Raw genomic sequence first — 12,812 nt, forward strand, 5'->3', positions numbered from 1 at the left:
ACCTTGCTAATAAAATAAAGAATTTCAATCGATCTTAGCATGCACATCGGCCTCTCGTCAAGCTAACCGCGCAAAAAATAGACGTCCCATCTGGCTGCTCCCGCTCCCGAACGGAAATCGGCGCAGCCTGCTGGACGTCTAGCTTTCGCCATCTCCAGCCATGTTGCTGGCTGACGATGGTTTTGATTCGATGAGGCGCATCGGATTGCCTCCTACGAAGGCGGATGCGGGTACGTCCTTATGTACGAGCGTACCGGCGGACACAACCGCATGATCGCCGATTCTCACGCCGGGCAAAATGGTGCAATTCGCTCCGATCATGACGTGATCGCCAATGACGACGTCTCCGATCCGGTATTCGTTGATGAGATATTCATGAGTCAATATCGTCGTGTTGTAGCCGATAATCGAGTTGCGTCCGACTGTAATCCGTTCGGGGAAAAATACATCCACCATCACCATGAGCGCGAAGGCGGTATGCTCGCCTACCTTCATCCCGAGCACCTTGCGGTAAATCCAATTTTTCCACGATAATTCAGGGCAATAACGAGCCAATTGGATCGCGATAAAATTGCGGACGGCTTTCGCGCGGCTGACCGTTTTATATACCTGCCACAGCGCGTTAGGGCCGTCCACGGAATGCCGGTCAACGTTCCGCAAGGATCTCCCGCTCCAATCCGGCGAAGGCGTACAGCTCCCGCATGTCGTCGATGACATAAGCGGCTCCGGCATCGCGCAGAATTTGTCCGCCTTTCATCGACCATGCCACACCAACCGGAAGAACACCGGCGGCCGACGCCGCCCCCATGTCAACCGTGCTGTCTCCAAGCATCAGCGCTGTCGCCGGATCGGCTCCAAGCAACTCCAACGCCTTGAGCACCGGCTCGGGATGCGGCTTTGCATTCGCAACATCATCGATCGTGATAACGACGTCCATGTATGAATGGATGCCGACGAACTTAAGTCCCCGCTCCGTTGTCAGTCTCATCTTCGTCGTCACGACACCCAGCTTGACGCCATTCGCCTTAAGCCTCTCGAGCACTTCCTTCACGGCTTCGAACGGCTTCACGTAATCGTCATGCAGCCTAAGATTAACTTCGCGATAGGCATCCACGAGATGATTGACATCCTCTAGTCCGGAGAAACGCCTCATCTGATCGACTAGCGGCGCCCCCATGCTCGGTATAATATGGTCCCGGCAGAACCCTTCGGGCACAGATCCCTTGAGCGCCTCCAGAAACGAAGTAATAATCAATTCGTTCGTATCCAATATAGTACCGTCCAGATCGAACAGCATCGTGCGAATATCGTTCCTTACCTCCATGCTTTGTTTACCTCCTGCTGTCTGTTAACTATCCTTGCGGGTATCGTCCGGTGTTATAATGGGGCTCTCTGACTCCTCTTGCCGGTCAGCCTGCTTGGCTACTACACTTGACTCGTCTTTCTTAGCAGCGATTTCGTTGTTATCGGAATCAGCGCCAGCACCTTCGATCAGACCGTTGCGTTCAGGCTTGGTCGTGACGATCGGATCAAGGTATCTGACAGTTGCATTACCCGTTGCACGTCTAATTATAATGAAGGCGATCGCAGCGACGATCAACAGCAGCGCCAACATTTGCGAAATTCTAATATTGCCGTAAGCCGGATCCAGATACCCTTGATCGAACACTCCAGTCATTGGCGTCCATAGTGCATTAATGAAGTCTGCGACCCACTTCGGTCCGATAAATGCCAGACTGTCTATGCGAAGCGCCTCAATAAAGAAACGGCCGATGGAATACCAGATAAAGTAAGCGGCCATAAGCTCGCCGGCGCGCAGGAACTTCTGACGGCGCAGGATGAACAGAATACCCAGTCCCACCAGACTCCACAGCGATTCGTACAAAAATGCGGGATGGCGGAATGCGCCTTCCGGAATAGCGGAATCCACAATGAACATATGGTTTACGATGAAGGAAGGAATGTGCAGCGTGTTGCGCAGAAATTCCTCGCTGACCGGTCCGCCGTAAGCTTCTTGGTTCATAAAGTTGCCCCAGCGGCCGATCATCTGGCCAATTAACAGAGCCGGTACGCAAATATCAACGATGCGCCAGAAGCTGTAGCCCTTGTACCTGGAGTAAACAATGCCGCAAATAAAGGCGCCGATAATCGCGCCGTAAATAGCGATGCCGCCCTCCCATATTTTGAAAATATCGAGCGGGTTGTCCTTATAATCTTCCCACATAAACGCCACATAATAAATTCTCGCTGCAATAATAGCCGACGGAGCGCCAATCAACAGCAAGTCCATAAAGAAATCCGGCTTGATGCCGAACCGTTTGCCCTCGCGCACCGCGAGCAGAAGCCCCGCCAATGCAGCTAGTCCCAAAATGATGCCGTACCAGCGAACCGACAGCGGCCCGAGTGTGAATACGACAGGATCAATCGCAAGCATGCTCATCGTTTTCAATTTCCCCTTTTCTACCTTTAGTGAATTGAATTGCCGCCTTGCCTTCCCGAGAGAGCTGACGGTCCCGTTGGGGAAGCGCCAGCGCCCTCCTTCAATCAATCATAGTCGTCCATGTCGTCGGCGATTGTCTCTGTCAGCTTGTTCGTGAATTGCAGCGCGGCGTTGTAGCCCATCCGTTTCAGTCGGAAGTTCATCGCAGCCACTTCGATAATAACGGCAAGGTTACGCCCCGGGCGAACAGGTATCGTCACCAGAGTTACGTCGGTGTCGATAATCCGAGTCGTCTCCTCGTCCAACCCCAGCCTATCGTATTGTTTGTCCTGTTGCCAGTTCTCCAGCTTGATAACCAGGCCGATCCGCTTCTGCGAACGAACGGCACCCGCTCCAAACAACGTCATGACGTTAATAATGCCAAGACCGCGAATCTCTAACAAATGCCGAATGAGCTCAGGCGCCGAGCCATGCAGCTGACCGTCCGAAGTTTGTCGGATCTCGACCGCATCATCCGCGACAAGGCGATGGCTGCGTTTCACCAGCTCAAGCGCCGTCTCGCTCTTGCCGATTCCGCTGCCGCCGGTAATCAGCATGCCTACGCCATACACATCTACCAAAACGCCATGAATCGTGGCTGTCGGAGCAAGTTTGCGCTCAAGGAAATCCGTAATGCGGCTTGTCAGAATCGTCGTGGCGATATTGCTGCGCAGCACGGGGATATTCGTTTCATTCGACTGGTCAATCAGCTCCTGCGGCGCATCCAATCCCCTGGTCAGAATAATACATGGCGTCTCTTCATTACATAACCGAATCATTCTGTTCTTGCGTTCCTCGCTGTCGAGCATGCTAAGGAACGAAATTTCAGTCTTGCCAAGCAGCTGCACGCGCTCCACGGGATGATAATGGAAGTAGCCGGCCATCTCAAGCCCTGGTCGATACAGATCATCCACTGTAATGTTGCGCTTCAAACCGTCTTCGCCCGCCAATATTTCCATCTGGAAATGGCGGACCAGCTCGGATACTTTCACTTTCTTAGCCAATGGTTCGGCCTCCTTCTTAAAGCAGCTATGTGATAGGGCGTTATGTATGTGTATTTCCAATGTCTTCATCGTAATGCAAAAAGACGCCAAACGCAACGTTTCCGCCGCGCGGCGTCTTCTTCTTATTTGATGGGAATCGCAATTTCCTTAAAAGCATGACCGAGATATTGTTCGATCTCGATAGTCAAAGGCTGAACATACTCTTCGTTCGGGATATTATAATAATAGGTTACTCGATGCCTGTCACCTGCTCCGAACCGTGAAACCGTCGTACCGTTGGTGCCATAGCTTGTTCCTCGTGTGATCGAATAGGCAGTTCCTTCGGCATCTCGCACAACGCCGTTAAAACCAAATAAAAGAATATCTCTCATAACCGTCTGTGGATCATCCGCCTGCGACAATTCAAACGACAGATCTATCGCTTCACTTGACTGCCTTGCCTCGCCAAGCTTCAACCGTCCATCAGGCGCCTCTAGCAGCTTCCCTTGCTCCGTATCGATTACAACCTTCATTCCGCGATCGGACATCAGCAATCCTTTCGCCTTCAACGTTAAAGTCTCCGGCTTCTGGAAGTACGAACTTTGGAAATGACGGACGATCTTCGTGTCGAGATCCCCCATTCCCGATTTCGTCTGATAGCTTCGACCTCGTTCATCCACGAGCTCCAGATCGATAAAGTCGTTCAGCCTTTTCTCATTTCCGGATGCACTTTCAAACGTAATCGACACCTGCAGCGGCGTTATAACGGCTTTCTTGATCTCGATCCGCTGCCCCTCAACCTCGATCGTCTGATTCAAGTCAATGACTTCGGTCATCTCATCGAATCGGCTATGGTCGATCGGAACCTGCACCTCCAGCCATTCGCCGCCTAACTCCAGCTTAAACTGTATTTCGTGCGGCACGGGTTCGCCAGGCGCCATCATAATGTCCAGATAATCCTGTACAACACTGTCCTTATTATCCTTTTCCCGAAAATAATGAGCAGAGCCGATTGAGGCCACCACATTTCCGCCGTTCTCATTTTTGAGCTCATAGGACAGAGACGGTGTATCCTCCTCACTAATCCCCGGCCCTTCAGCCGTATACAACAACACAACCCGCTGTGCATCCGCTATAACGCCGTTCACCGTAAATGTATATCCATTCCGTTCGTCGGACTTGCCCACGACCTGAATGTATTCGTTGTCGATCGCCGATTGCAAGGAACCATCGTAGCTTACCAACTCCACAAATCCGGCAAAACCGGGTATATCTTTGACTATAGCAGCGAAGCCAGGAGAGATTCGTACAAAAGCCGTTAATACAAACAACATCGCAAGGACTGCGGCGCTTAGCTGAAGGCTCATTCGCTTCCCGCGCTGCCGTGTGCTTCTCCTGCGCCCTTGTTCCATCCCGTAAACCAATGCCTGATCCAGCTTCGAAGTTAACAAAGACTTCTCGCTTAATTGGATGCTCTGTCTCACCAGATCCGCATCCTTTAATAAGACGGCAACCACCTCTCGGTCTGCTTGTTCTGTATCCCTTTCATCGATTCCAGTATCGTCCGAGCACTTTTCCTCTTCCGACGCTCTATCCTTCTTCAGCCAATCGCTCATGCCGAATCCCCCCCTCCCTTTCGCCGATTTCCGCTCTTAATTGCTTCAGTGCTTTGTGAAGCCATGTACGTATTGTTCCATCCGGTTTCTCCATCATTTCTGCGATTTGCGTAATGGTCATGTCCCTGTAATACTTTAATACAATCACCATTTTGTAATGGGGAAGCAGCTTTGCCAACTGCTCCTCTATACCGAGACGTTCGATCGATTCTTGACCAGGGCCTGCAACATCTTTTATTGCCGAATCCGAAGGCATTTCCCGCTTTCTTTTTTTCCTTTCGTCCATACAGACGTTTATTAAAATTCGAATCATCCAAGTTGTGAAATATCTACTGTCTTTCAAGCTTTTTCTTTTGCTCCAAACGCGGCACACCGTTTCCTGTATGGCTTCCAGCGCGTCATCCTCATTACGCAAGTAAGCAAAAGCAATGCCGTACATTTTGTCCTTTTCCGACTGAATTCGTGCCAGCAGCGTTTCTTGGCTCCAATTCTTCAGCCCTTGGACATGCGTTGAATCCTCATTCTCTTGCACGACATCCCTCCTCGACAACCTCTCTCGACTCTTTCCCGTTAAGTATTAGACTCTTTAGGAAAGCAAACGGTTTTCCCCTCCGAAAAAATAAAAGAACCTCAGGCTTATGCCTAAGGTTCTCTATTATAAGGGGGATTAGAATTAGCTTTCGAAAATGTTCAGTTCGGACTCTTTGTCGAAGAGGTGAACTTTGTTCATGTCCAGAGCCAGCTTTACGCTTGCACCGTCACGGATTGCAGAACGGCCGTCTACACGAGCGATTACTGTATCGTTGCCGATACCGTTCAGGTACAGATACATTTCGTGACCAAGGTTCTCGGCTACCTCTACGTTCGCGTTTACGATCGTGCCAGGGGAAGCTTCCAGGAACACAGGCTCTTCGTGGATGTCCTCAGGACGAATGCCAAGGATGACTTCTTTGCCGATAAAGCCTTTGGAACGAAGCGTTGCTGCTTTGCCTTCTGGTACAACTACGTCTACGCCGGAAGCTTTGAACTTAACCGCGCCGCCTTGCTCGCTCAGAGTGCCCGTAATGAAGTTCATGGAAGGAGCTCCGATGAAACCTGCAACGAAAATGTTAACCGGATGGTTGTACAGTTCCTCTGGGGAAGCCGTTTGTTGAATGAAGCCGTCTTTCATAACGACGATGCGATCGCCCATTGTCATGGCTTCGATCTGGTCATGCGTAACGTAGATCGTTGTTGTTTCCAGACGTTTAGTCAGCTTGCTGATCTCCGCGCGCATTTGGCCACGAAGTTTGGCGTCCAAGTTGGAGAGCGGCTCATCCATCAAGAATACTTGCGGTTCACGAACGATTGCGCGGCCCAAGGCAACACGCTGACGTTGACCGCCGGAGAGAGCTTTTGGTTTACGGTCGAGCAAATGCTCGATATCAAGAATTTTAGCAGCTTCACGAACGCGTTTGTCGATGTCTGCTTTTTTGAATTTACGAAGTTTCAGACCGAACGCCATATTTTGGTACACGTTCATATGCGGGTACAAGGCGTAGGATTGGAATACCATCGCGATGTCGCGATCTTTAGGAGCTACGTCGTTCACGAGACGGTCGCCGATGAACAATTTACCTTCCGAGATTTCTTCAAGACCTGCGATCATACGAAGCGTCGTCGATTTACCGCAACCGGATGGTCCTACCAATACCAAGAATTCTTTGTCCTTGATATCAAGATTTACGTCGGTTACAGATGCTTTATCGGAACCCGGATATTTTTTGTAAATGCCTTCTAAGCGTACGCCTGCCATGATCAATTTCCCCCTAAGAAAAGAATTTCGATATGCATCTATCTTATCCCACAGACGGGCAGATGACTATGCACATACTTTACAAAAAAACTAATTCCTTTTCGTAACTTTGTACAATAGCAAAATGATCTTAACAAGCACGGCATCTCTAAACTGCCGAACATCAAGCCCCGTCTCCTGCTTGAGCTTGTCCAGCCGATATAAAAGCGTGTTCCGGTGAATATAAAGCCTCTTCGCCGTCTCGCTGACATTGCAATCCAATGAGAAAAACGTCTCCAGCGTAGCCAGCATCTCCGGCTCCACAAATAGATCGGCACGCTTCAGCGATTGCTCCAGGTACTTCGCGCGATAGCTCTCCGGAATCGTGTTCAACAGCCTTTCGAGCTGCAGCATCCATGGAAGATGAATATTCGTCCCCACATGGAATTTCCGTCCGAGATTGATCGTTTCGCGCAGCAGCATCGTCACCTCTACCATTCCTTTGGACGGTGTTACTGGAAGCCCGACGGCCAGATGACACTCGCCCAGCCACTCGCTTGCCAACATCTCATGCAGACCGGATGTAATGGAAGCAAGACTATCCTCCATCGATTCCTCTTCTGTCGCATCATAAGGTTCGGCATCCTCATCTCTGAGCAATGCCATCGGTCCCCAGATCAACCATTCCTGACTCTTGAGCGGAATAAGCAGAATATCCTCCGACAAAAACGACTTGAGAAGTTTCTCAAGCTCGGTGTAAGCCGCCGCCTTCGTGGTCGTTGTCTGCTCCGTTATTAGAAGGAAAGGAATCATGTCGTAATACAATCGGCTGCCCACTGTGAGATGATCGGGCAAGGAATAAGCCGGTTCATCGGAGTCCAGCTGCTGCTGGAGCCATTCGCTTAACCGCTCGGCGAACCGTTCCGAATCGCTAATGTTAGCATTCGGCTTCGCGGGCGGGTTGCGCACCGTCATGTAAAGCGTCCAACTGATCAGATCCTTTTCCTTCGTCGTCAACGAAGTGTCCGCGATTTCAAGCACGGACAGCTCCTGTTTCTGCCTTCCTGCAATAAACCAGGTCGACGACTCTGCCTTTTCGATTCTTGTACCGGGGGCAAGTGCTTCGCTCTTATCGGGCTGCCACTTTACATCGGCTTCTTGTACGAACGTTTCCCATTCCTGGACCGTTCTCGTTTTCAATTGAATAGGGCTATTCAGAATGTGCTGCAGCGGCATCAACCAGTCTGTCTTGCTCATTACTTAATCTCCACTCTCCATGAATAGACGCTTTTTTATCATTGTACCATAACCCTGCGATGAATATTAATTAGCATCCGTTTGACCCTACTCCCGATTCATGATACTCTACTGCCAAACGATTCCTGGGGGCAATATATGCCCCAGCCACGAAGGAGAACTGTTCTATGTCCACAATCGCAATCATTTCCGGTAGTCCCAATGCAACTTCCCGTCTCAACGGCATCATCGATTACGCCCGTAAGGAAATAGAATCCCTTGGTCACACGACTAATACGATAACCGTAGTATCTCTGCCTGCTGATGATCTTGTCCATGCCAGATTCGGCAGCGCCTCCATTGTAGAGGCCAACCGGATCGTCGAAGAGGCGGATGCCGTCATCATTGCCAGCCCAGTATACAAAGCTTCCTACACTGGCGTATTGAAAGCTTATATCGACCTGCTCCCGCAGAAAGGGCTGGAAGGCAAACTTGTTGCCCCTCTCTTCATCGGCGGTACGCTTGCTCACTTATTGAGCATCGATTATTCATTAAAACCGGTCCTGTCTTCCATGGGAGCAAGACACTTCGTTCGTGGCGTCTATGCGACAGACGAACTGGTGACACGCATTCAAGACGGCTCAGTCGAAACCAAATTCGAGCTCGGCGCCGAGCTGCAAGGACGTCTTCAAGAGACGGTAAAGGAGCTCGATGCAGAATTGCGTATGAGAGCGGCGTTTAATAAATAGTACGTGGCGATAATAAAAGGGCCGACGCATGATGAAATGCGTCGGCCCTTTTCATGTAAGAAAATCCGTGTAGACATCCGTCACTCAGCGCTTAACGGACATAGGAAAAAATATTGGCATCTTCCGAGCGCCTGTTATCTTCATCATGAACAAATAGCTTTTCTCCTGAGGCTGTCGATTCATTCATTGTGAGTAACGGAGCTGAAACGTTCTTCTTTCGCTAACGGACCTCTGCGCCTCTATTTGCAGCATTTTCGCGATATTGAAAATCTAACGGACTTAGATGACGCTATTTGGTGCATTTCCGCCCATTCTATGCGATTTTGACGGAAGTAAGGTCGTCTGTGTCCGTTACCATTTGAACAGGCCCCATTTTTGCGAAATAGCGACTGTGGTGTCCGTTACGATCAGCCTTTACTTCACTGCGCTGCCGTCCACAATGAATCGACAGCCTCCTGTCCGCTAGATTGGTTAGAAGTCAAAATACGGGCACATAATGTCGTTGATGTCCGTTAGATTTATAAGCTAATATAAGCTGCATGTAGAAATCGCCATATTGCGTCATTTCCATACAACAAAAAAAGAGGCATCGCCTCTTGTCTGGTTAATTAGTAATAAAAACTGGTGAGCCATGAAGGACTCGAACCTTCGACACCCTGATTAAAAGTCAGGTGCTCTACCAACTGAGCTAATGGCTCCTGTTAAGGAACTGGTGGAGGATGATGGATTCGAACCACCGAACCCGAAGGAAGAGATTTACAGTCTCCCGCGTTTGGCCACTTCGCTAATCCTCCACGTTATAAATCCTAATGGTGGCTCGGGACGGAATCGAACCGCCGACACGAGGATTTTCAGTCCTCTGCTCTACCGACTGAGCTACCGAGCCTTACTTGCTAAGTTATAAAGAAATGGCGGAGCTGACGGGATTCGAACCCGCGGTCTCCTGCGTGACAGGCAGGCATGTTAGGCCTCTACACCACAGCTCCAGGAATTGAATGGTGGAGGATGACGGGATCGAACCGCCGACCCTCTGCTTGTAAGGCAGATGCTCTCCCAGCTGAGCTAATCCTCCATATGGTAGCGGCGAAGGGGATCGAACCCCCGACCTCACGGGTATGAACCGTACGCTCTAGCCAGCTGAGCTACACCGCCACATGTTTCCCCGAATTGTGTCTCTTGCAGCGCTCGGGGTCGCTTACAAGGTCAGGCAATGACATCGCCAAATGTCATGTGCAAATCTGTTGTTTGAGATGGAGCTTGTCCACCTGAACAACCGGATTGCGCCCTGAAAACTGGATACGAAAGTGTGCTGAATCTTTAGCTTGCTTACCGGCTGTATGACCAAATAAGCGATTAGGATAAGCCCTCGACCGATTAGTATTCGTCAGCTCCACACATTGCTGTGCTTCCACCCCGAACCTATCAACCTCGTCGTCTTCAAGGGGTCTTACATACTGGGAAATCTCATCTTGAGGGGGGCTTCACGCTTAGATGCTTTCAGCGCTTATCCCGTCCGTACTTGGCTACCCAGCGGTGCTCCTGGCGGAACAACTGGTACACCAGCGGTACGTCCATCCCGGTCCTCTCGTACTAAGGACAGCTCCTCTCAAATTTCCTACGCCCGCGACAGATAGGGACCGAACTGTCTCACGACGTTCTGAACCCAGCTCGCGTACCGCTTTAATGGGCGAACAGCCCAACCCTTGGGACCTACTTCAGCCCCAGGATGCGATGAGCCGACATCGAGGTGCCAAACCTCCCCGTCGATGTGGACTCTTGGGGGAGATAAGCCTGTTATCCCCAGGGTAGCTTTTATCCGTTGAGCGATGGCCCTTCCATTCGGTACCACCGGATCACTAAGCCCGACTTTCGTCCCTGCTCGACTTGTAGGTCTCGCAGTCAAGCTCCCTTATGCCTTTGCACTCTTCGAATGATTTCCAACCATTCTGAGGGAACCTTTGGGCGCCTCCGTTACATTTTAGGAGGCGACCGCCCCAGTCAAACTGCCCGCCTGACACGGTCCCCGTACCGGATTCACGGTACCAGGTTAGAACTCCGATACGATCAGGGTGGTATCCCAACGGCGCCTCCACCGAAGCTGGCGCTCCGGCTTCAAAGGCTCCCACCTATCCTGTACAGATCGTACCAAAGTCCAATATCAAGCTGCAGTAAAGCTCCATGGGGTCTTTCCGTCTTGTCGCGGGTAACCTGCATCTTCACAGGTATTAAAATTTCACCGGATCTCTCGTTGAGACAGCGCCCAATTCGTTACGCCATTCGTGCGGGTCAGAATTTACCTGACAAGGAATTTCGCTACCTTAGGACCGTTATAGTTACGGCCGCCGTTTACTGGGGCTTCGGTTCACAGCTTCGGGTTGCCCCTAACCGCTCCCCTTAACCTTCCAGCACCGGGCAGGCGTCAGCCCGTATACTTCGCCTTACGGCTTCGCACAGACCTGTGTTTTTGCTAAACAGTCGATTGGGCCTTTTCACTGCGGCCCCCTCGGGCTATTCACCCTACCGAGGCACCCCTTCTCCCGAAGTTACGGGGTCATTTTGCCGAGTTCCTTAACGAGAGTTCTTCCGCGCGCCTTAGCATGCTCTGCTCGCCTACCTGTGTCGGTTTGCGGTACGGGCACCATCACCTGGCTAGAGGCTTTTCTTGACAGCCGGAGTACATGACCTTCGCTACTGCAATTTTCGCTCCCCATCACAGCCCAGCCTAACGACTTGCGGATTTGCCTACAAGTCAGCCTCACTGCTTGGACGGGCTATTCCATCAGCCCGCGTCACTGCCCTTCTGTGTCACCCCATTGCTCATAACGGCTTACGGTGGTACAGGAATTTCAACCTGTTGTCCTTCCACTACGCCTTTCGGCCTCGCGTTAGGTCCCGACTTACCCTGAGTGGACGAGCCTTCCTCAGGAACCCTTAGGCTTTCGGCGGACAAGATTCTCACTTGTCTTTTCGTTACTCATACCGGCATTCTCACTTGAATACAGTCCACCAGTCCTCACGGTCCAACTTCAATCCGTATTCAACGCTCCCCTACCCAATGCAGCAAGCTGCAATGTCATAGCTTCGGTGGTGTGTTTAGCCCCGTTACATTTTCGGCGCAGAGTCACTCGACCAGTGAGCTATTACGCACTCTTTAAATGGTGGCTGCTTCTAAGCCAACATCCTGGTTGTCTGTGCAACTCCACATCCTTTCCCACTTAACACACACTTGGGGACCTTAGCTGATGATCTGGGCTGTTTCCCTCTTGACAATGGATCTTAGCACTCACTGTCTGACTCCCGGTAAGCATGTCAATGGCATTCGGAGTTTGACTAGACTTGGTAACCCTTGGCGGGCCCCGCACCCAATCAGTGCTCTACCTCCACGACACTCATAACCGAGGCTAGCCCTAAAGCTATTTCGGGGAGAACCAGCTATCTCCGAGTTCGATTGGAATTTCTCCGCTACCCCCACCTCATCCCCGCACTTTTCAACGTGCGTGGGTTCGGGCCTCCAGTGCGTGTTACCGCACCTTCACCCTGGACAGGGGTAGATCACACGGTTTCGGGTCTACGACCACGTACTCAAATCGCCCTATTCAGACTCGCTTTCGCTGCGGCTCCGGCTTTCCACCTTAACCTTGCACGTAATCGTAACTCGCCGGTTCATTCTACAAAAGGCACGCCATCACCCATTGATCGGGCTCTGACTTCTTGTAAGCGCACGGTTTCAGGTTCTTTTTCACTCCGCTCCCGCGGTGCTTTTCACCTTTCCCTCACGGTACTGCTTCACTATCGGTCACCAGGGAGTATTTAGCCTTGGCAGATGGTCCTGCCGGATTCCGACGGGGTTTCACGTGTCCCGCCGTACTCAGGATACACCTCGGAGAGAATGGACTTTTGGTTACAGGGCTTTTACCTGCTATGGCGGGCCTTTCCAGACCTCTTCGCCTAATCCATTCCTTTGTAACTCCATGT

General features: G+C 51.1%; 9 protein-coding genes, 6 tRNA genes and 1 rRNA gene (1 of these 16 cut by a window edge). 1 reads left to right on the top strand and 15 read right to left on the bottom strand.

The window, feature by feature from the left end; translation table 11 throughout:
- Window positions 1-138: 138 nt before the first annotated feature.
- From KJW29_RS24520 to KJW29_RS24555, 8 genes are all read right to left on the bottom strand, one after another.
- On the bottom strand, window positions 139-660 hold the full coding sequence (locus KJW29_RS24520) for an acyltransferase (RefSeq protein WP_214626609.1): 522 nt from the start codon (window positions 658-660) through the stop codon (window positions 139-141).
- The gene (gene ppaX / locus KJW29_RS24525; RefSeq protein WP_214626610.1) at window positions 647-1,324 is read right to left on the bottom strand and encodes a pyrophosphatase PpaX; all 678 of its coding nucleotides are present in this window, start codon (window positions 1,322-1,324) and stop codon (window positions 647-649) included. Before ppaX ends, KJW29_RS24520 begins: the two co-directional genes overlap by 14 nt.
- 24 nt (window positions 1,325-1,348) lie before the next feature.
- Window positions 1,349-2,440: a prolipoprotein diacylglyceryl transferase gene (gene lgt / locus KJW29_RS24530; RefSeq protein ID WP_214626611.1), complete on the bottom strand. Its 1,092-nt coding sequence runs from the start codon at window positions 2,438-2,440 to the stop codon at window positions 1,349-1,351.
- Window positions 2,441-2,544: 104 nt separating this feature from the next.
- Window positions 2,545-3,483 (bottom strand): HPr(Ser) kinase/phosphatase, encoded by a 939-nt coding sequence (gene hprK, locus KJW29_RS24535; protein ID WP_087571741.1) that lies wholly within the window; start codon window positions 3,481-3,483, stop codon window positions 2,545-2,547.
- A gap of 122 nt (window positions 3,484-3,605) precedes the next feature.
- Complete coding sequence (locus tag KJW29_RS24540; protein WP_214626612.1) at window positions 3,606-5,078, bottom strand: DUF4179 domain-containing protein; 1,473 nt, start codon at window positions 5,076-5,078, stop codon at window positions 3,606-3,608.
- Window positions 5,053-5,610 (bottom strand): sigma-70 family RNA polymerase sigma factor, encoded by a 558-nt coding sequence (locus KJW29_RS24545; RefSeq protein ID WP_214626613.1) that lies wholly within the window; start codon window positions 5,608-5,610, stop codon window positions 5,053-5,055. The genes KJW29_RS24540 and KJW29_RS24545 overlap by 26 nt, the downstream gene beginning before the upstream one ends.
- Window positions 5,611-5,751: 141 nt before the next feature.
- Window positions 5,752-6,873 carry an ABC transporter ATP-binding protein gene (locus tag KJW29_RS24550; protein ID WP_214626614.1) on the bottom strand — a complete coding sequence of 374 codons (1,122 nt, stop codon included), beginning with the start codon at window positions 6,871-6,873 and terminating at the stop codon, window positions 5,752-5,754.
- A gap of 90 nt (window positions 6,874-6,963) precedes the next feature.
- Window positions 6,964-8,109, bottom strand: coding sequence for a PucR family transcriptional regulator (locus KJW29_RS24555; RefSeq protein WP_214626615.1), 1,146 nt, complete (start codon window positions 8,107-8,109; stop codon window positions 6,964-6,966).
- A gap of 167 nt (window positions 8,110-8,276) precedes the next feature.
- Between KJW29_RS24555 and ssuE the strand changes: the two genes are divergently transcribed.
- Window positions 8,277-8,837: an NADPH-dependent FMN reductase gene (gene ssuE, locus KJW29_RS24560; protein WP_214626616.1), complete on the top strand. Its 561-nt coding sequence runs from the start codon at window positions 8,277-8,279 to the stop codon at window positions 8,835-8,837.
- A 622-nt stretch (window positions 8,838-9,459) separates the two neighbouring features.
- On the opposite strand, the gene KJW29_RS24565 is transcribed toward ssuE, so the two are convergent.
- From KJW29_RS24565 to KJW29_RS24595, 7 genes are all read right to left on the bottom strand, one after another.
- Window positions 9,460-9,535, bottom strand: a tRNA-Lys gene (locus KJW29_RS24565).
- Between the two features lie 12 nt (window positions 9,536-9,547).
- Window positions 9,548-9,631 (bottom strand) — tRNA-Tyr (locus tag KJW29_RS24570).
- Between the two features lie 16 nt (window positions 9,632-9,647).
- Window positions 9,648-9,723: transfer RNA gene (locus tag KJW29_RS24575), tRNA-Phe, on the bottom strand.
- Between the two features lie 23 nt (window positions 9,724-9,746).
- Window positions 9,747-9,823 (bottom strand) — tRNA-Asp (locus tag KJW29_RS24580).
- A gap of 10 nt (window positions 9,824-9,833) precedes the next feature.
- A tRNA-Val gene (locus KJW29_RS24585) sits at window positions 9,834-9,909 on the bottom strand.
- A gap of 3 nt (window positions 9,910-9,912) precedes the next feature.
- Window positions 9,913-9,989 (bottom strand) — tRNA-Met (locus tag KJW29_RS24590).
- A 202-nt stretch (window positions 9,990-10,191) separates the two neighbouring features.
- Window positions 10,192-12,812, bottom strand: a 23S ribosomal RNA gene (locus KJW29_RS24595); it runs 312 nt beyond the window's last position.

The organism is Paenibacillus agaridevorans, assembly GCF_018604145.1.
Taxonomy (GTDB): Bacteria; Bacillota; Bacilli; order Paenibacillales; family Paenibacillaceae; genus Pristimantibacillus; species Pristimantibacillus agaridevorans.